Here is a 19,074-nt window from a genome sequence, read left to right on the forward strand (position 1 = left end):
CGTTTCGGAACGACCTTTCAAGATCAGTCAGACGTGACGCGCCGCCCGTGACGCGCAACGTCTGACTGATCTTGACTCCGATGGGGCCAGCGACGGATGACCATTCGCTGGGGCGGCGTTAGCTCGGCGACCTCGGTGATCCCGCCTCGGCGGGTGCCGGCCCGCCCACCTGGGCCACGGCTTCCGGCGCGGGCCGGGCTTCCGGCGCGGGTCCGGCGTCCGGCGCTGGCGTTCTGATCGGGTCGGGTTCCGCTCTGGCCATGAGCGCCCGGCCGAGCGCGGCGGCGAGCGTGCCGCGCGGCGCCACCTCGACCTCGCCCAGGCCCAGCCAGGCGGACATGGCCCGCAGGTGCGCCGCGAGCGCGGCCGCGACCACACCGGGCGCCGGGACGGATCTCGCGGCGGCGCGCGTCCCCGCGTCGGGCTGGTTCTCCGGCGGCTCCAGCCAGGCGGCCGGCACCCGCAGGACCCCGGCCGCCCGGTCTGCCTTCAGGTCGACTCGGGCGACGAGCCGGTCGCCGAGCAGGAACGGCAGCACGTAGTACCCGTGGCGGCGCTGGTCGGCGGGCGTGTACACCTCCAGCTTGACCTCCATGCCGAACATCCGCCGGGTCCGCGCGCGCTCCCAGATCAGCGAGTCGAACGGGGAGAGCAGCGTCGCCGCCTCGACCCGGCGCGGGATCACCAGGCCCGGGCGCAGGTAGGCGGGCGACGACCAGCCGTCCACCGCGACCTCCACCAGCTCGCCCGCCTCGACCAGCTCGGCGAGCCGGGGCCGGACGGCCGCCGCCGGCAGGCGGAAGTAGTCGCGCAGGTCGGCGGCGAGCGCCACCCCGAGCCGATCCGCGGCGCGCAGCAGCAACGCACGGTGCGCCTGTGCCTGGTCGGGTGTCGGGACGGCGCGCACCGCCGCCGGGATCACCCGCTCGGGCAGGTCGTAGGTGCGCTCGAAGGTCGTCCGCCGGCCGGCGGCGCACACCTGGCCGGTCCACAGCAGGAACTCCAGCGCCCGTTTCCCGTCCGCCCAGCCCCACCAGGAACCCCGGCCGCGACCCGGCTCGGACAGCTGGGCCGCGGTGACCGGCCCGCCCTCGGTGACCTCGGCCAGGACCTTGGCRACGTAGTCCCCCCGCTCCTGCCCGAACCGCGCCAGCCCGCCCCACATGCCGTCGCCCGCCAGGGCGGCGGCGGCCCGCCAGCGCAGCAGCGGCTCCCACTCGATCGGCACGAACGACGCCTCATGCGCCCAGTACTCGTAGGCTCGCCGATCCCGGTGCACGTAGTCGTCCAGCGCCGCCCGGGGGTACGGGCCGAGCCGGGACCAGCCCGGCAGGTAGTGCGACCGGCTCAGCACGTTCACCGAGTCGATCTGCAGCACGCCGACCCGTTCGAACAGCCAGCGCAGCCGGCGCCGATCCGATCGCGGTCCCGTCACCGTGGATGCCAGGGGCCGGGCGAATCCCTGCGCCGCCAGCGCCAGCCGCCGCGCCTGCGCCGCCGTCAGCCGTTCCACCGCGGGCCGGGTCGCCGCCAGGCGTGCCATCGTCGGCCGTTCCACCGTCGACTCCGCCATCGTCGATTCCGCCACCGTCGGCTGCTCCGTGGGCCCGCCAGCGGGCGTCTCGGCCAGCGTCATGCACGCACAGTACGGCGCGGATCCGACATTCAGCCGGCCGAGGAGGCGGCCCCGGAACCATTCGTCGCACCGCTCGCCGCCGAGGCCGCCGACGCCCGCGCGGAGGTACCACCAGCCGGCGCCCCGCCGGACGGCCCGGAGCGGCCAGGTGGCTCGTTCGGCCCAGGCGGCTCGTTCGGCGCGGACGGCGCGGACGGCGCGGACCGCGCGGACCGCGCGGACGGCGCCTCCGGCTCGGACCGCTCGGACGGCGCGTTCGGCGCGGACGGCGCGGACGGCGCGGACGGCGCCGGCGCCGGCACCGGCACCGGCACCGGCGGGAACACAGCCGACAGGACTGCTATGGCCTCGGCCAGCTCGTCGAACGCCGCGCCGAGCGGCCCTACCTCGCCGGCCGCAGGCTCCGGGCGCTGGGCGGGAACGGCGGTCGCCGGCTCGGGACGGCCGGCGATCGAGCGGCGGACCGAGCCGATCTGGCGCGCGAGCCCACCGGCGCGCCGCCGCGCCGGGCCGGCCGCCAGCGCCGCAGGCGCGTCGGCCACGGCCAGCGCGAGCGCGTCCACGGCTTCGCGGCAACCACGCACCGCCTCGACGGCGTCCGCCAGACAAGGCGCCGGCCGGCGAGCCGCACGCGACACCAGCCGCCGCGCGGCGAGCGTGCCGGCGATCAGTTCCAGCTCGCCGACCGCGTCCAGGAACGCGGCCCGGTGGGCCGCGACCGCGCCCGTCTCGGCTCGCGCGACGGCCAGGAGCAGGTCGGTGAGCGCGGCGAGCGCCCGAGCCAGGCGCGACCGGGCGAAGTCACGGGAGCGGACGGGCAGCACCAGCCAGGCCGCGGCGACCGCGAGCACCGATCCGACGGCCATGGCCGCGAGCCGTTCGGCCAGCATGTGCCCGGCTGTGAGGCCGAAGTAGCCGTAGAGCAGCGCCAGCACCGACGTCACCCCGGCCGCCCAGAAGGCGTAGTGGACGGTGCGCAGGCACTGCGCGACGGCGAGCACCACGAAGATCGCCACGACCGTCCGGGCGCTGTGCGCGGGGGCGGTGGCTATCGCCGCGGTCGCGGCCACGGTACCGACCGCCCCTCCGACGAGGCGGGCGACGCTCTTCACGGCGACGTCGCCGCGGCCGCGGTTGCCGGCGGCGACGATGTAGGCGGTGACCACCAGCCACGGCCAGTGATCCGGGAAGGCCAGCCGCCCGACCAGGAACGCCGCGCCGAGCCCGACGGCCATCTGCGCGGCCATCCTCGTGCTGGGCGACCGCCACCAGCCGCCGGCCGCCGGTCGCGCGGAAGCCGGTCGCGCGGAAGCCGGGGTACCCGCCGGCTCGGCCTGCGCGGCGGTCGCGCCGAGGGCGGCGGCGGTCGACGGCAGGAGCCGGAGACGCTCGGCCAGCGCGTGCAGGGTGAGTACCCAGAACGACGCGATCACCGCCATCAGCGCGGACCACCAGCGCGTCGAGCCGCTCGGCGCGGCGACGGCCGGCGTGATGAGCAGCGCGATGAACGGCAGGGTCGCGAGTGTGCCGAGACGGGACGCAGCCGGGCCGAAGCGGCGTACCCAGATGCCGGCGCTGATCCCCAGAACGAACAGGACGTCACCGACGTTGGGGTGCTCGATCATCAGCCGGCCGACCTCGCTCGCGGCCACCGCGACGACGGGCAGCAGGGCGAGCCGCAGGGCCATCGGCGCCCGCGCCCGGCCGGCCGCGGCGGCGCGCGTCGCGCGGTTCCGCTCGACCCGGGCGAGTGTCAGCGCCAGTACGACCGCCTGGATGACGACACCGAGGTTCAGGTGCGCCGCGCGCTCGACCCCGAGCGCGCTGCCGAAGGACGCCAGCACGGCCGCCATCGTGACCGCGGTCGTCAGCAGACCGGCACGCAGCGCTGCCGCGAAAGCGATCACGTGCCGCCTCGGGAGGGCAAACCCGGACACGCTCGCCAGCATCTCACCGGCCCGGGCGCGTGGCCATGTCCGCACCCGTGGGTTGATCGCCGGCTGCGCCCTCCGATGGTCATGATCTGGCCAACCCGACGACCACCCCAGGGCTGAAACGGCGATCACCGCGAGGTGTCCAACGCGAGAGGGTGACGCGGCCGCGGCCGCGGCCACGGCGGCGGCGGCGGCGGCGGCCGATTGAGCCACGACCGGTGGTGAGCACGCACGGTGGTAGGTTGGATTTTCGGACTCACTGGACGCCGCCCCATGGCCAGGGGCGCCGGGATCCAGCACCCGGACAGGAGGGAGGCGGTCGCGATGACCCAGACCGGACGGGAGTGCTCGATCGCGGACGCGCTCGCGATCGTGGGCGAGCGGTGGAGCCTGCTCGCGCTGCGCGAGATCAACCTCGGAGTGACCAGGTTCGACCAGATCGTCCGCAACACCGGCGCGAGCCGCGACATCCTGGCCACCCGCCTGCGCGCGCTGGTCGCGGCGGGCGTCGTCGAGCGCCGCCCCTATCAGGAGCATCCGCCCCGCTACGAGTACGTCGCGACCGAGGCCGGCGAGGCCCTACGGCCCGCGCTGCACGCGTTGATGGAGTGGGGCGACCGGTACGCGGCCAAGGGCGACCCGCCGACGGTCCTCGCCCACGACTGCGGCGCCGAGCTGCACACGCGGGCCGTCTGCGCGCACTGCGGCGAACCGGTCGCCTTTGGCGGGAACACCCGCCTCCTCCGACTGGGCGCCGTCCACTGACGGCTCCCGTATCCCAGGTCACAACGGGGTCGGTTGCGATTTCCAACCCACTGGCGTACACCGGAATGAGCGAGTTGGATTTTCCAACCCTCAAAGAGGAGGCCGCCATGCGGGACGCAGTGATCGTCGACGCCGTCCGGACCCCGATCGGCAAGGGCAAGCCGGGTGGGGCGCTCGCCGGCGTGCACCCCGTCGACCTGCACGCCCACGCGATCCGCGCGCTGGTGGAGCGGACGGGAATCGACCCCGCCCTCATCGACGACGTGATCGGCGGAACGGTCGGGCAGATCGGCGAGCAGAGCTCCAACAACGCCCGATGGGCCGCGCTGGCCGCCGGGCTACCCGAGACCGTGCCCGCCGTGACGGTCGACCGTCAGTGCGGCAGCAGCCAGCAGGCGATCCATTTCGCCGCACAGGGCGTCATCAGCGGCGCGTACGACATCGCCATCGCCTCGGGCGTCGAGTCGATGAGCACGGTGCCCATCGGCAGCTCGTCCGCCGGGCGCGACGCCTCGGGGCCTGGCGTCGCCGCGCGCTACCCCGACGGGCTGGTGCCGCAGGGCATCTCCGCCGAGCTGATCGCGCAGCGGTGGAACCTCTCCCGTACCAGGCTCGACGAGTTCGCGGCCGAGAGCCACCGGCGCGCCGCCGCCGCCTGGGACGACGGCCGTTTCGACGCGGAGGTCTCGCCGGTCAAGGCGCCGTCGCCCGACGGCTCGGGCTCACTGGTCCAGGTCACCCGCGACCAGTCGATCCGGGCGGCGACGACGGTCGAGGTGCTCGCCGGCCTGAGGCCCGCGTTCCGCGCCGACGCGTGGACCGAGCGCTTCCCGGAGATCGACTGGCGCGTCACGGCGGGCAACTCCTCGCCGGTCAACGACGGCGCCGCCGCCGTCCTGATCACCGACGGCGACACCGCGCGCCGGCTCGGTCTGCGCCCGCGCGCCCGGCTGCACAGCTTCGCCGTCGTCGGGGACGACCCGTTGCTCATGCTCACCGGCGTGATCCCGGCGACCGAGAAGGTCCTGCGGCGGGCCGGCCTGCGCCTCGAGGACATCGACGCCTTCGAGGTCAACGAGGCGTTCGCGAGCGTGGTGCTGGCCTGGCAGGCCGAGACCGGCGCGGACCTCGCCAGGGTCAACGTCAACGGCGGCGCGACCGCGATCGGGCACCCGCTCGGCGCCAGCGGCGCCCGGCTGATGACCACGCTGCTGTCGGTGCTGGAGCAGACCGGCGGGCGCTACGGCCTGCAGACCATGTGCGAGGGCGGCGGCATGGCGAACGCGACCATCATCGAACGGCTCTGACGATCGAACGGCTCTGACATACATACCCCCGGCCAGGAGCCCGGGGGTCCGAAGGCCGGCCACTGCACACCACGGCGGACGCGAAGGCGGCGGACGCGGCGAGCAGCAGCCGGCCTTCGCCGTCGAACAGGGTGGCGAACTCCAGGACAGCCCCGTGGGCGTACTCGCGGACCCGGCCGGGTGAGCGTCGACGGATCGACGCCGAACCAGGCCGCGGGGGCGCCTGGTGCCTCGGGTCGGCCCAGGTGTCGGAGCAGCGGAGATCCAGGGCGCATCCGATCAGTGACCCCCGGCAGTGGGCACTTCGCGGTCGGGTCTACGGTCATGGCCGAAAAAGCACCTATTCACGCGAAATGCCCGCCTCCGACAGGGACAGCCGCCCCTATCCGGGCATTCCATCGGTTCGACCCCGCGAAGGCACCCATGGACAACGAGACCCCACGACGGCCGGCCGCCGACGGATGGCCAGCGGACGCGCCGCCCCCCACGGCCGCCGGCTGGGCACCCCCGACCGGACGGCCGGTCGCGACACCACCAAGCCCGAGCCAACCATTACCAGTCCCGCCGATCCCGATGGGCCCGCCCGGCCCATCGCCCTGGCCGCAGGCACCCGGCGGCCCCACGGCGCCCGGTTCTCCCCCACCGCCGGCCCCGCGCAGGCCGCCACGGCGCGGCGGTGTCGTGGCCCGCCGGGTGCTCGGCGCCGTGGTCGCGCTGGCCGTCGCCGGCGGGATTCGCTACGGCATCCACCAGGCCACCCACCACGGTGACCGCGACGACTCCTCCTACTCGTCGGACTCGTCGTCATCGGCCACCTTCGCCGTGGGCGGCTGCGTGAAGATCACCGTCCAGCCACGGGTGCTGGCGAGCAGCCCGCAGAACGGCGAGCTGAAGTCGCAGCCCGAGTACGGCGCGGTGAAGTGCACAGACAAGACCGCCTACGCCAAGGTCACGGCCTTGGATGTGGCCGACGCCGCCGCGGCGAACCCCCTCGGCGGCGCGTCCTCGGTGGCCGACGTCGGCTGCCCGCAGGACACCGACGAGATCGTCACGCTGACGAACAGCCTCAGCATCCAGAAGCGCACCGGCTGCCTGCGCAACCTCGCCGCGCCCCATCCGGGCGACGCGGGCGGAGGCGGCGGGCTGATTCGCGCTGGCGACTGCCTGCAGGTGTACGCGACCTACTCGAACAACCTCGCCGAGGTGCCCTGCACGGATGAGGAATGGACGGCGGGCGGCGTGAGCTTCGGCAAGGTGTGGTTCGGCAAGATCACCGGCCGGGTGGACGAGAAGGCCCAGTGCCCGCCGGAGGCGAGCTACTCCGTGGAGATCCAGGCCGCGAACCAGCGGATCCTCTGCGTGGCGAAGGATGGAGGCTGGCTGCCCGGCGTCGGCGACTGTGTCGACACGAACAGCTTCTACGCCGCCGATCCGGCCGCCGGCCCGGAACGTCGCCCCTGTACCGACCAGTACCTCGCCACCCAGGTCACCGCGCTGGTTCCCGCCGGCCAGCCCTGCCCGGCCGGCTCGTCCCCCAGCCGCCTGAGCGGCTACCTCCAGACCGCCTGCGGACGCCGCGTATAGACCGCGGAACACGACCGACCGGGCCCGCGACCAGCCGGCGACCGGCCGCGACCAGACCGCGACCGGGCCGCCACCAGGCCGCGACCGGCCGACGGCCGGCGAGTGGCCGAGCGGCGCCGACCACTCGCCCGCCCATCCAGAAGATCGTCGGGACTGTATCGACATCCGAGCTCGGAGCCTCCGCCAGTTCGGATCCCGGTACAGTTCCGCCGATCAAGCTCACAGCTAGGATCATGCGGTGGTTCCTACGTCGAGCTGGCGAAACGACCGGGCATGACGAGCGCCGTCGAGATCTACACGGACGGGGCGTGTAAGGGCAACCCCGGGCCCGGCGGCTGGGGCGCGGTCCTGCGCTACGGACGCCACGAGAAGACGATCTGTGGCGGCGAGCCGAACGACACGACCAACAACCGGATGGAGCTGCTTGCCGCCATCCGGGCGCTGGAGGCACTCACCCGGCCGTCGGTCGTCAGGATCAACACCGACAGCCAGTACCTGCGTAACGGAATCACCGGATGGCTGCAGCGCTGGAAGAGCAACGGCTGGCAGACGAAAGAGAAGAAGGCCGTCAAGAACGTCGACCTCTGGCAGAGGCTCGATTCCCTGGTCGGGCAGCACCAGATCGAATGGGTGTGGGTCAAGGGGCACGCGGGCAACCCAGGCAACGTCCTCGCCGACCAGCTCGCGAACCGTGGACTCACGGAGGCCCGCCAGCGATCACCCTGATGACCGGATTCCCCCGCCGTCCCGGATCAGGCCGGCCAGCAGGTCGTCATAGGCGGACAGGGGTGGGATCACGACAGACGGGTCCTTGCCCGCGTCATCCCACCGCCGTACCGCCGCGGCGTCCTCGGCGTAGGGACCCGCCCGGAACGCGGTCAGCTCGTCGCCCTCGAACGGGCCGCCCTGCATCGCCAGCGTCCGGCGGGAGATCGGCGAGAGGATGTCGTAGTAGCCCGGGTCGACGACGCAGAGATAGCGCTTCGCGTCGACGTGCAGCCGCACCGGTTCGGTCACCTCCGGTCCGAACCAGCGGGACAGCCAGGCGGCCCCGGTGATCTCGTGTCGGATGTCGTCGCCGCGGGCGAGCGCGGCGGCCGAGTCACGGTCCAGCATGTGCCCGACGTCGTGCAGCAGGGCGGCGGCGACCAGCGCGGGCGCCGCGCCGGCGGCGACCGCGCACGCCGCGGTCCGCAGCGAATGCCCGGCCACCGAGACCGCCTCGCCCAGGTACTCCGACGAGCTCGCCGCGTCGAACAGCGCGTGGACGGCCGCGAGCGCCTCAGCCGGAGCCGCGCCGTCGGGGCTCACCGGTCCGCCGCCGGTCGGGCCCGCGCTCATCGGGTCGGATCTCATCGGGTCGCCACTCATCGAGCCACCGCCGGCGCGGTCGCCGGCGATGCCGCCGCCGCCTTCCGTGCCGCTGGCGCGAACGCGCCCGACGCGCCCGACGCGTCTGAGGCGTCTGAGGCGTCTGAGGCGACGCGCGCCCGGCGGCTGACACCGGCGCCATCGCGGCGCAGCACCTCGAGCGTGCCGCGCAGGCCGTCCATGTCCACGTAGACGCCCTGCAGGTGACGCCCGCCGCCGGCCGGGTCCGGCTGGAAGGCCGTCCGCCCGTGCAGCACCCGGGTGTTGTCGAAGATCAGGCAGTCGCCGGGCGCCAGCCGCAGCGTGATCGCCAGGTCGGGCGCCTCGACCACGGCGGCGAAGGCGGCGAGCGCCCGGTAGACCTCGCCCACCCGGTCGGGGGGCACGTCGGGCGGCTGCAGGGCCCGGTCGTTCCAGCGGACCTGAGCCACGGCGCCCTCGTCGTCGATCGCGATGACCGGCGCGCGGGCGGTCAGGATCGTCGTCGGCCCGTCGTAGCGAAAGGGCAGCCAGACCTGGGTGAGCGTGTCGAACGCGGCCGCGTCGACGTCACGCAGTCGGCTCGCCGCGGCGAAGCCGTCGACGAGCGTGGTGTCTCCGCCCGCGCCGGCGGCGCGCAGGCAGTGCAGAAGCTGCACGGTCGGCACCGGGTCGCGGTAGGGGTTGTCGGTATGTGGCGCGAGGGCGACGCCCGTGTAGGCGAGGTGCTCCGGGTCAACCTCGCTGCGAACGTCGAAAAGCCTGCCGTAGTTCGTCTCCCGGACGAACCCAAAGGTGCGGGCGACCGTGAGCACCATGCCGGCCCGCGCGGGCACCTCGGTGAGGATCGCCGCGCCCAGCGCCGAGACCGCGCCGAGTGTGGTCATCATGGCGACCGGGGAGCGCAGGTAGGCATCCCAGGCCACCCGTGGCGGCCCGGCGGGCAGGTCGGTGGCGGTCCACGGCACCCGGCCGCTCTCGGACTGGTCCCCCGTCCGGGCCGCTCGCCCCGGGGCGCTGCGCTCCAGCCAGTCCAGCTCGAACGTCGACCGATGGCCGTCGGGCGCGAACACGACCGTCAACCGGCCGTCCGTCAGCTCGTGGTACTCGACGGCGGTGTCCGCGAACAGCCGCGCCACCCGCGCGGACCCCACCAGACGCTGCCCGGTTCCCGGGTGCCGGCACTCGGCACAGCCGCATGCGTCGCGCAGCCACAGCGCCGGCAACTCCAGATCGTCAACCGTCAGTACGCCGACCGGTCCCGCCAGGCTCATCGCCCCAGCATCTGCCCGCGCCACGACCGGATGATGACGTCATCCTGAACCGCCGCGAACACCCTGCTGACAACTTCAGCTCGCCGAGTTCGGCGCGGGGAGCAGGAGGTCGACGTTGCGGTCGAGGCGGGTGCCGGCACCGGAGCCGCCGCCCGGGTCCGGGTCGGCGTCGTTCCCGGGCCGGCGCTGCCAGTAGTTGGCGGCCAGCTCGCGCGACAGCGACGCCAGCGCCAGCGGGTCGACCGGGCCAGCGCCGCCGGACGTGGCGGTCACGGTGCCGGTCGTGCCGGTCGTGCCGGTCGTGCCGCGCGTGCTCGTCGCGCCGGTCGCGCTCGTCGCGCTGGTCTGCGCGAACGGGCCGAACTGGGTGTGGTCGGACGTCGCGGGCGCGGCGGTGTCGAGGACGGTGGCGACGAACGACAGGGTGCCGTCGCCGTTGTCGTACAGCTCGACGAGACGGGACTGCTGCGGCCAGTCGATGTGCGACGCCGTGGTGATCTCCCAGAATCCGCCGGGGAACGGGCTCCCGGCGGGGCGGGCGTAGGGCGTGACGGTGTGCCGGTGGGTGTGGCCGTTCACCCAGCCGACGACGTTGGGGTACCGCAGCAGCAGGTCGCGCACCCGCCCGGCGAGCACGCGCGGCCCGCCGGCCGGGGACTCCTGGTCGTTGACCAGCGTCTCCAGCGGATGGTGACTGAACAGGATGAACAGGCAGTCCGGCCCGGCGCCGGTGGCGACTGTCCCGTCGGCACCCAGCCAACGGGTGGAGCCCGCCCGCAGCGTCGACTCCAGCCAGGCGAACTGGGTCTCGTCCAGCGAGCCCTGCCAGCCACCGTTCGGGTTGACGGTGTCCAGCACCACGCCGACCACGGGCACCTGGGACCCTTCGCCATCCTGGCCGGCGGCGGCCGCCACCAGGCCCGCGATGTCGAAGGTGTAGTAGGCCGTGCCGTCCTTGAGATTCGTCTCGGTGTACCCGTGACCCACCGGGCGGCCGCGGGTCTCGAAGTGCGCGGCGACGTGCTCGTCTCGCCGGACAGACCGCCTTCGCGGGTCCGCCGGCACGGTCCTGCCCGGGCCGGCGAGAAGCGCGGCGAAGCCCGCCGGGTCGCCCGTGTCGATCGCCAACCCGATCGCGGCGACGTCGGCGTCGGGGGCGAGATCGACGATCTTCAGGCCACCGGTGGCCAGGTCAGTGATCACGTCGATGGGAACCGCGGTACCCGAGACCAGGTTGTCGTGGTTGCCGAGCGCGGTGTACCAGGGGATCGACAGGCCGGTGGCGGCGAACGCGCGCCGGGCGGCGTCGATCACGCCGGGCGCCGCCGGGTAGCCGTAGTGGGCCCGCGGCAGGTCGTCGGCCTGGCCGGGCGGGGTGCCGTCCGGGTGCCAGTACCGGACGTCGTAGCGGACGTCGTCGGCGACGCCGTCGTATCGGTCCGGGGTGCCCGAGTCGACCTGGACCGGCCCGCCACCGTCGAGGACGTCGCGGTACCAGGCCAGCTCGTTGGCCTGGCAGTTGTCCGTCGCGTCGCCGGTGACGATCGCGAAGGCGATCGGCGCGCCCCCCGGGGCGGCCGCCAGCGCGTTCACCGTCTGGACCATCGCCTCGACGACGTGCGCGGTGAACGGCTCCTGCGGCCGGTATGCGCCGAGTTCGACCACCACCTCCCAGAACGGCGAGTCCGGGTCGCCGGCCCGCTCCAGGAACTCGGCCCGGGCCGGCGACTGGTGATCCACGACGTGCAGGTCGGACAGATGCGCGAACCGCGCGAGCGACCGCCGACCGGGCCGCGTGCCCGCCGGCCCCACCACCGGTTCGACCAGCTCGGTCCGCACCAGCTGCGGCTCGCCGGGGCCGGCGACCAGCGGCCGGTAGCCGCCGGGGCCCGGCGCGCCGCGCACGAGCCGGCGGTCGCGGGTGGTCACCGGTTGGGAACCCGCGGACCCGGATGCCGCGTTCGGCCCGGCGACGGCCGGCTCATCCCAGGACTCCACCATCGCCGCCTCAGGCGTCGGCCGGTGGCCACGACCCCCGGTTGGCTGTGGATTCCATCATGAACCCGCAGGTAACCGGATGCCCAGTGGCAAACCTCGCACCCGGCCCACCTGGGCCAGCCAGGTTCACCGGGCTAACCGGCTCACCGGGGCCGGCGGGCGTCAGGGGCGGAGGAGTTCCGTTTCGATCAGGCGGCGGGAGCGCGCGGCCGGCGGAGCCGTGCGGACGGCGAGCTCGAAGATCGCGATGCTGAAGGCGACGACGACGGCGATGTCGACCCAGAACGGGATGACGGCCAGACCTCCGCCGAACTGGCCGAGCCACGAGATGACGGTCAGGCCACCCAGCCACGGCAGCAGCCACAGTGCCGAGCGCCATTCCAGCGCCGGCCAGCGCCCCGCCGGTTGGGTCGCCCGGTAGCCGGCGAAGAGCACGAGCCCGGCGATGATTCCCACGGCCAGCTTCTGGTCGTTCTCCCAGCCGGCCCAATAGACGATCAGATTCGACGTGGCGAACGCGATCCGGGTCAACAGGGCGGCCGTTGGCAGCCGATAAGGGCGTGGCCGGTCGGCATCGGCGTGACGCAGCACCATCAGGGAAATAGGCGCGAAGGCATAGGTCAGAAACGTCGCAGAACTGATGAGCGTCACCAGCTGCTGCCAACCCGGGAACGGCAGGAACATCACCAGTCCAATGCCATACGCGAGAAGAATAGCCAGGACCGGGGTGCCACGACGGTCAAGTCGCGTCAACCCGCCCGGAAGATAGCCGGCCCGGCCAAGCGAGTAGGCCAGCCGTGCCGAGGTGCCGACATAGATCAGCGCGGTACCACCCGGCGAGACCACCGCATCGATGTAGAGCAGCACCGCCAGCCAGGTGAGCCCGAGCCCGGTCGCGATCGTCGCATAGGGCCCGTAGTCGCCCGCCCCGACCGGGTGCCCCCAACCCCCGGCGATCAGCGCCGGGTCGAGCGCCCCCAGGAAGGCGACCGCGAGCAGCAGGTAGAGCGCCGTGCCGAGCAGCGTCGCGAGGATCACCGCGCGTGGGATGTCCCGGCCCGGATCGCGCGCCTCGCCGCCCATCTGGATGGCCTGCTCGAAGCCCTGCAGCGCGAACACGACGCCGGCCGGCAGCGCCGCGAAGATCCCGTGCGCGCCGAACGGGGCGAAGCCGCCGCCGGCGTGGAAGTTTCCCGGCGTGAACGCGACCGCCAGCAGCGTGCCGACGGTCAGCACCGGGATCAGGAACTTCCAGACGACCGTGACGGCGTTCGTGTCCGCGAGCCGCCGCACGCCCAGGACGTTGATGACCGTGAACAGCCCGAGCGCGCCGGCTCCGAGGGCCAGTCCCTTCCCGGACARCGTGCCGTCCGGTTTGACCAGCCCCGGCCAGACGTTGTTCAGGTAGGACAGCGCCGCCTCGGCCTCGATCGGCGCGAGCGCCACTGCCTGGATCCAGGCGAGCCACCCGGCGACGAACCCGGCCAGGGGGCCGAGCGCCAGCTGGGTATAGCGCGCGCTGCCGCCGGCGACCGGATACGCGGCGCCCAGCTCGGCGTGTACCAGCGCCAGGCCGATGATCAGGATGCCGGCCAGCACCCAGGCCACCAGCGACGCGGGCCCGGCGACCCGGGCGGCCGTCAGCGCGCCGAGCAACCAGCCGGAGCCGATGATCGACCCAAGCGAGACGAACGTCAGCCCGAGCAGGCCCAGATGCGGCGTCATCCTCCCGGCGTGCGGCGGCATATCCACCAGATCCTGATCCGACAGCCCAAGCCGCGAGGCCCGCCGGCCTGGGCCCGGTGGCCGCGGTATTTCGGTTCCACCGCGCCGCGTGGCCGGTTCTCTCCCGTAAATAGCCGACGCCCCCACTTTCCAGAAGTCCCGCCGTTCGAAGTACCGCCGCTCGAAGCCCCGCCGCTCAGTGTCTGGCGAACCTTCTTGGGCCGCCCACCGGAGAACGGCGACGGGATTTCCGGCAAACACCCCTCGGCGGCCCGGAAAGACGCATACCAACAGGGGCGAAAACCGAATGACAGGATCACCCCTGTCGGGAAGAATGCCCGCATGCTGCTGACCCTGACCACGACCGCGCGTCCCGCGACCGATCTCGGGTTCCTGCTGCACAAGCATCCCGGCCGGGCACAGCGGTTCGACACGGCGGCGGGCAGCGCGCACGTCTTCTACCCCGAGGCGACCGAGGAGCGCTGCACGGCGGCGCTGCTGCTCGACATCGACCCGGTCGGACTGGTCCGCGGCAAGGGCGGGGGCCCGGGCGGCCGCGGCGCCGGGCCGGAGGCCCACTACGTCGACGACCGGCCGTACGCGGCCTCCAGCCTGCTCGCGGTCGCGATGGCGGCCGTCTTCTCCACGGCGATGGCCGGGATCTGCAAGGCCCGTCCGGAGCTGGCCACGACGCCGATCCCGCTGGAGATCCGGGTCCCGGCGCTGCCCTGCCGGCGCGGCGGGGCGCCCCTGGCCGAGCGCCTGTTCGCGCCGCTCGGCTGGCGGGTCGCCGCCGTCTCCGCCCCGCTCGACCCGCTGTTCCCGGAGTGGGGCACGGCCGCGCACCACGACGTGACGCTCACCGGGACGGCCCGGCTGGCCGACGCGCTCACCCAGCTCTACGTCCTACTGCCGGTCCTCGACGACGGCAAGCACTACTACGTCGGCCGCGACGAGATCGACAAGCTGGTGCGCGAGGGCGCGACCTGGCTGCCGGACCATCCCGAGCGCCACCTCATCGCCCGCCGCTACCTCGCCCACCGGGCCGGCCTTGCCTCCGCCGCGCTGGCCCGCCTCGGCGGCGTCGAGGACATCCCCGACGAGGGCGTCTCCACCGGCTTCGAGCCAGGCCCGCTCGCCGCCGCCGAGGCCGAGACCGGCGCCGCGATCACCCAGGCCGGCGCCGCGATCACCGAGCCCGGCCTCGAGATCGCCGAGCCCGGCGCCGAGATCAGCGTTCCCGACGCCGTCGGTGAGACGGCCGCGGTGCCGGTGGAGGCGCCGCGGCCGCCGTCGCTGGCCATGCTGCGGCGCCAGGCGATCCTTGACGTGCTGCGGGCCGCAGGCTCGCGCACCGTCGCCGACCTTGGCTGCGGCGACGGAAAGCTCGTCGGGGACCTGCTCGCCGACCCGCGCTTCACCGAGATCGTCGCGGTCGACGTCTCGCACCGCGCCCTGGAGCTCGCCGCCCGCAGGCTGCGGGTGGACCGGCTACCCGATCGGGTGCGGGCACGGCTGCGGCTGGTCGCGTCGTCGCTGACGTACCGGGACGCCCGGATCGCGGGCCTCGACGCGGCCGTGCTCAGCGAGGTCGTCGAGCACGTCGACCCGCCGCGGCTGCCGGCGCTCGCCGCCGCCGTCCTCGGCGAGGCCCGGCCACGGCTCGTCGTGATCACCACCCCGAACGTCGAGTACAACGTCCGCTACGAGGGGCTGGCGCCGGGTGCGCCGCGGCACCGCGACCACCGGTTCGAGTGGACGAGGGAGGAGTTCGCCGGCTGGGTCAAGGACCTCGTCGGTCGCTATCCCTACTCCGCCCGCATCGAGGGGGTCGGCGCCGCCGACCCCGAGCTCGGCGCGCCCACCCAGCTCGCCGTGCTGGAAAGGATCGGTTGAGCCGCCATGACTCACACCAGCGACTCCGGCTCCGACTCCCTCTCCGCGAGCGAGCCGACCGTGATCACGGTTCCCGAGGTCTGCCTCGTGGTGCTGGTCGGCGCGTCCGGCGCGGGGAAGTCGACGTTCGCCCGCACCCACTTCCGGCCGACGCAGGTGCTCTCGTCGGACTTCTGCCGCGGGCTGGTCGCGGACGACGAGAACGACCAGGCCGCGACCGGCGACGCGTTCGACGTGCTGCGCTACATCGCCGGGAAGCGGCTCGCCGCGGGCCGGCTCACCGTCGTGGACGCGACGAACGTCCAGCGGCACGCCCGCCAGTCCCTCGTCGAGCTGGCCCGCGAGCACGACGTCCTGCCGGTGGCGATCGTGCTCGACCCGCCCGAGCGGGTCTGCCTGGAGCGCAACGCCGCCCGGCCCGACCGCGACTTCGGCGCGCATGTGATCCGGCGCCAGCGCGCCGACCTGCGCCGGTCGCTGCGCGGCCTCACCAGGGAGGGCTTCCGGCACGTCCACGTGCTGAGCTCGGTGGCGCAGGCCTCGGCGGCGACCATCGCCTACACCAGGCTGTTCAGCGACCTGCGCCACGAGACCGGCCCCTTCGACGTGATCGGTGACGTCCACGGCTGCCGCGCCGAGCTCGAGGCGCTCCTCGCCGAGCTCGGCTACGAGCCGCGCCACGACGAGGCCGGCCGCCCGGTCGGCGCCCGCCACCCGTCGGGCCGGCGCGCGGTGTTCGTCGGCGACCTGGTCGACCGCGGCCCGGACACACCGGGCGTGCTGCGCCTGGCGATGGGCATGGTCGCCGACGGCGACGCCTTCGCCGTGTGCGGCAACCACGAGAACAAGCTGGTTCGTGCCCTGCGCGGGAAGAAGGTGACGGTCTCGCACGGGCTCGCCGAGTCGCTCGCGCAGCTCGACGCCGAGAGCGCCGAGTTCCGCGACGAGGTGGCCCGGTTCTGTGACGGGCTGGTCGCGCACTATCTCTTCGACGGCGGACGGCTGGTCGTCGCGCACGCGGGGCTGAAGGAGGCCTACCACGGCCGCGCGTCGGCTCGCGTCCGCTCGTTCGCGCTGTACGGGGACACCACGGGCGAGACCGACGAGTACGGCCTCCCGGTGCGCTACCCGTGGGCGAACGAGTACCGAGGCACCGCGACCGTCCTCTACGGCCACACCCCCATCCCTGAGCCGGAATGGGTCAACAACACCCTCTGTCTGGACACCGGCTGCGTCTTCGGCGGCCGGCTGACCGCGCTGCGCTACCCAGAGCGGGAACTGGTCACGGTCGCGGCCACCCGCGTCCACTTCACCCCGGCCCGCCCGCTGGCCGAGCCCACCTCGACGGCGGGCCCGGCCAGGCCAGTCGAGGCGGCGGACCCGGCCGGCTCCGCGGGCCCGGCCAGGCCAGTCGAGATGGCCGACCCGGCGTCCGCCGAGGTGCTGCTGGCGCCGGCCAGCCTGGCGGGGGTGCGGCCCGGCGCGCACCGGGCCGGCGACCTGCTGGACATCACCGACGTGCTCGGCCGGCGGGCGGTCGAGACGCGGCATGGCGGGCGCGTGCAGATCCAGGCGGAGAACGCGCTGGCGGCGCTGGAGGTGATGAGCCGGTTCGCGGTCGACCCGCGCTGGCTGGTCTACCTGCCGCCGACGATGAGCCCGCCACCCACGTCGCCGCTGCCCGGCTATCTGGAGCACCCCGCCGAGGCGTTCGAGACCTACCGGGCCGACGGCGTCGACGACCTGCTGTGCGAGGAGAAGCACATGGGGTCGCGGGCGGTCGCGGTCGTCTGCCGGGACGAGGCCGTCGCCGCGGCCAGGTTCGGCGCGGCTGGCGGCACCGACGCGGCCACCGGCGCGGCCACGGGCGCGGTCGTCACCCGCACCGGCCGGCCGTTCTTCTCTCCCGAGCTGACCGAGGAGCTGCTCGGCCGGCTGCGGGCGGCCGTGGCGGCGGCCGGGCTGTGGGACGAGCTGGGTGCCGACTGGCTGGTGCTCGACGCGGAGATCATGCCGTGGAGCGCCAAGGCCAGCGAGCTGCTCTCCCGGCAGTACGCGGCGGCCGGCGCCGCCGCCCGGGGCGCGCTGCCGGTCGCGGTCTCGGCCCTCGCGACGGCCGCCGCGCGCGGGATCGACGTGTCCGACCTGCTGGCGACGACCCAGGACCGGCTCGACAACGCGACGGCGTTCACCCGCGCCTACCGGCGCTACTGCTGGCCGGTCGACGGCCTGGCGGGCGTGCGGATCGCCCCGTTCATGCTGCTCGCCAGCGGTCCCGCGGGCCGGGCTACTCCCGGGACGACGTACGTCGACCGGCCGCACGACTGGCAGCTGGCGATCGCCGACCGCCTCGCCGCGGCCGACCCCGACCTCGTCGCGACCACCCGGCGGATCCCGGTGCGGGCGGACGACCCGGCGTCGGTCGGCCGCGCCGTCGACTGGTGGGAGGAGCTGACGGCCGAGCGGGCCGGCGGCGAGGGGATGGTGGTGAAGCCCGCGGCCGGGCTGGCGCGCGGCCGGCGCGGCCTCGTCCAGCCGGGCGTCAAGGTCCGCGGCCGGGAGTATCTGCGGATCGTCTACGGCCCGGACTACCTGCGCCCCGAGCATCTCGACCGCCTGCGCTCCCGCGGCCTGGGCCGCAAGCGCTCGCTGGCCTTCCGCGAGTACGCCCTGGGCCTGGAGGCCCTGGAACGCGCCGCCGCGGGCGAGCCGCTCTGGCGCGTTCACGAATGCGTCTTCGCCGTCCTCGCGCTCGAGTCCGAGCCGGTGGACCCCCGGCTGTGACGCCGCCAGTGCCCGGTCGCTACAGCGGCTCAGGTGGGACGGCCGCGTACTGCCTGGCGAGCGCGCGCAGGACGGGATGATCGGTGGGCCAGTGGACGTCGTCGATCGCCGCGACCGGACGCACACCGGTCGCGGCGTTCGTGGCGAACACCGCGTCCACATGCGGCAGGTCGGCGAGCGTGACCGCGGCCGTCACCGGCTCCTCTGCGCGTGCCTGGTTGAGGAGCCGCATCGTGACGCCCGGCAGGCATTCGGCGCTGGGCCACAGCACGCGGTCGCCGGTGACGAATCCGAGGTTGGACGTCGTCGCCTCGGACAGGACGCCGCCCGCGTCGGTGAACACCGCGTCGTCGAAGCCGGCGCGCTGGGCGGCGCGCCGCAGGCGCACGGCGCCGAACAGCCCGACGTGCTTGACCTCCGGCAGGTCACGCCGGTACCACGCGGACCGCAGGCGCAGCCCAGGGCCGGGCGGTGGAGCCACGGGCCGAGTGGTGACGAGGACGCGCGGCACCGCATCGGCGCCGGGACGGCCGAGCCCCAGGTCCGGGTCGAAGACGGTGACGCGGACGACGACCGGCGCCGTGACGCCGGCGACGGCGTGGCGGACCAGGTGGCGGACCCGGTCGGGGTCGAGGTCGGCGTCGAACAGCTGGCGGCAGTCGCGCACCAGGCGCTCCAGGTGCAGCGACAGGCCCCGCGCCCGGCCGTCGGTCACCTCCATCGAGGTGAAGTGCCCGTAGTTGACGAGCGCGAGCGTCTCAAGCTGGGCGACGTCCACCGCGACGCCGTCGAGCTCCGCCATGCCGCCAGTGTGGCATCCG

General features: G+C 74.2%; 13 protein-coding genes. 6 read left to right on the plus strand and 7 right to left on the minus strand.

Annotated elements, in window-relative coordinates:
- Positions 1-118: 118 nt before the first annotated feature.
- Positions 119-1,543, minus strand: a complete 1,425-nt coding sequence (locus BCD49_RS28475) for a DNA glycosylase AlkZ-like family protein (RefSeq protein WP_083401754.1) — start codon at positions 1,541-1,543, stop codon at positions 119-121.
- 122 nt (positions 1,544-1,665) lie between these two features.
- Positions 1,666-3,543 carry an FUSC family protein gene (locus BCD49_RS28480; RefSeq protein ID WP_131803583.1) on the minus strand — a complete coding sequence of 626 codons (1,878 nt, stop codon included), beginning with the start codon at positions 3,541-3,543 and terminating at the stop codon, positions 1,666-1,668.
- 351 nt (positions 3,544-3,894) lie between these two features.
- Here BCD49_RS28480 and BCD49_RS28485 point away from each other — a divergent pair, with 351 nt between their 5' ends.
- The 4 genes from BCD49_RS28485 to rnhA all read left to right on the plus strand — a co-directional run bounded on the left by BCD49_RS28485 (position 3,895) and on the right by rnhA (position 7,952).
- Positions 3,895-4,335, plus strand: coding sequence for a winged helix-turn-helix transcriptional regulator (locus tag BCD49_RS28485; protein ID WP_027140406.1), 441 nt, complete (start codon positions 3,895-3,897; stop codon positions 4,333-4,335).
- A gap of 107 nt (positions 4,336-4,442) precedes the next feature.
- Positions 4,443-5,642: a thiolase family protein gene (locus BCD49_RS28490; RefSeq protein ID WP_007515001.1), complete on the plus strand. Its 1,200-nt coding sequence runs from the start codon at positions 4,443-4,445 to the stop codon at positions 5,640-5,642.
- Between the two features lie 681 nt (positions 5,643-6,323).
- Positions 6,324-7,226 carry a hypothetical protein gene (locus BCD49_RS28495; RefSeq protein ID WP_007515000.1) on the plus strand — a complete coding sequence of 301 codons (903 nt, stop codon included), beginning with the start codon at positions 6,324-6,326 and terminating at the stop codon, positions 7,224-7,226.
- 273 nt (positions 7,227-7,499) lie between these two features.
- Positions 7,500-7,952 carry a ribonuclease HI gene (gene rnhA / locus BCD49_RS28500; RefSeq protein ID WP_007514999.1) on the plus strand — a complete coding sequence of 151 codons (453 nt, stop codon included), beginning with the start codon at positions 7,500-7,502 and terminating at the stop codon, positions 7,950-7,952.
- On the opposite strand, the gene BCD49_RS28505 is transcribed toward rnhA, so the two are convergent.
- The 4 genes from BCD49_RS28505 to BCD49_RS28520 all read right to left on the minus strand — a co-directional run bounded on the left by BCD49_RS28505 (position 7,944) and on the right by BCD49_RS28520 (position 13,573).
- Positions 7,944-8,597, minus strand: coding sequence for an HD domain-containing protein (locus tag BCD49_RS28505; RefSeq protein ID WP_007514998.1), 654 nt, complete (start codon positions 8,595-8,597; stop codon positions 7,944-7,946). The genes rnhA and BCD49_RS28505 overlap by 9 nt on opposite strands.
- Complete coding sequence (locus tag BCD49_RS28510; RefSeq protein ID WP_007514997.1) at positions 8,594-9,850, minus strand: TauD/TfdA family dioxygenase; 1,257 nt, start codon at positions 9,848-9,850, stop codon at positions 8,594-8,596. The genes BCD49_RS28505 and BCD49_RS28510 overlap by 4 nt, the downstream gene beginning before the upstream one ends.
- A 75-nt stretch (positions 9,851-9,925) precedes the next feature.
- A complete protein-coding gene (locus tag BCD49_RS28515) occupies positions 9,926-11,851 on the minus strand; it encodes a TIGR03767 family metallophosphoesterase (protein WP_007514996.1) in 1,926 nt (641 codons plus the stop codon).
- A gap of 159 nt (positions 11,852-12,010) precedes the next feature.
- A complete protein-coding gene (locus tag BCD49_RS28520; RefSeq protein WP_232793983.1) occupies positions 12,011-13,573 on the minus strand; it encodes an APC family permease in 1,563 nt (520 codons plus the stop codon).
- A gap of 342 nt (positions 13,574-13,915) precedes the next feature.
- On the opposite strand from BCD49_RS28520, the gene BCD49_RS28525 reads away from it, so the two are divergent.
- Both BCD49_RS28525 and BCD49_RS28530 read left to right on the plus strand, forming a co-directional pair.
- Positions 13,916-15,469 (plus strand): 3' terminal RNA ribose 2'-O-methyltransferase Hen1, encoded by a 1,554-nt coding sequence (locus BCD49_RS28525; RefSeq protein ID WP_007514994.1) that lies wholly within the window; start codon positions 13,916-13,918, stop codon positions 15,467-15,469.
- A gap of 6 nt (positions 15,470-15,475) precedes the next feature.
- A complete protein-coding gene (locus BCD49_RS28530) occupies positions 15,476-18,253 on the plus strand; it encodes a polynucleotide kinase-phosphatase (RefSeq protein WP_007514993.1) in 2,778 nt (925 codons plus the stop codon).
- A 19-nt stretch (positions 18,254-18,272) separates the two neighbouring features.
- Here the strand turns inward: BCD49_RS28530 and BCD49_RS28535 are convergent, their stop codons facing one another.
- Positions 18,273-19,055, minus strand: coding sequence for an aminotransferase class IV family protein (locus tag BCD49_RS28535; protein WP_007514992.1), 783 nt, complete (start codon positions 19,053-19,055; stop codon positions 18,273-18,275).
- Positions 19,056-19,074 lie beyond the last annotated feature (19 nt).

This window comes from Pseudofrankia sp. EUN1h (assembly GCF_001854645.1).
In the GTDB taxonomy this organism is placed as follows: Bacteria; Actinomycetota; Actinomycetes; order Frankiales; family Frankiaceae; genus Pseudofrankia; species Pseudofrankia saprophytica.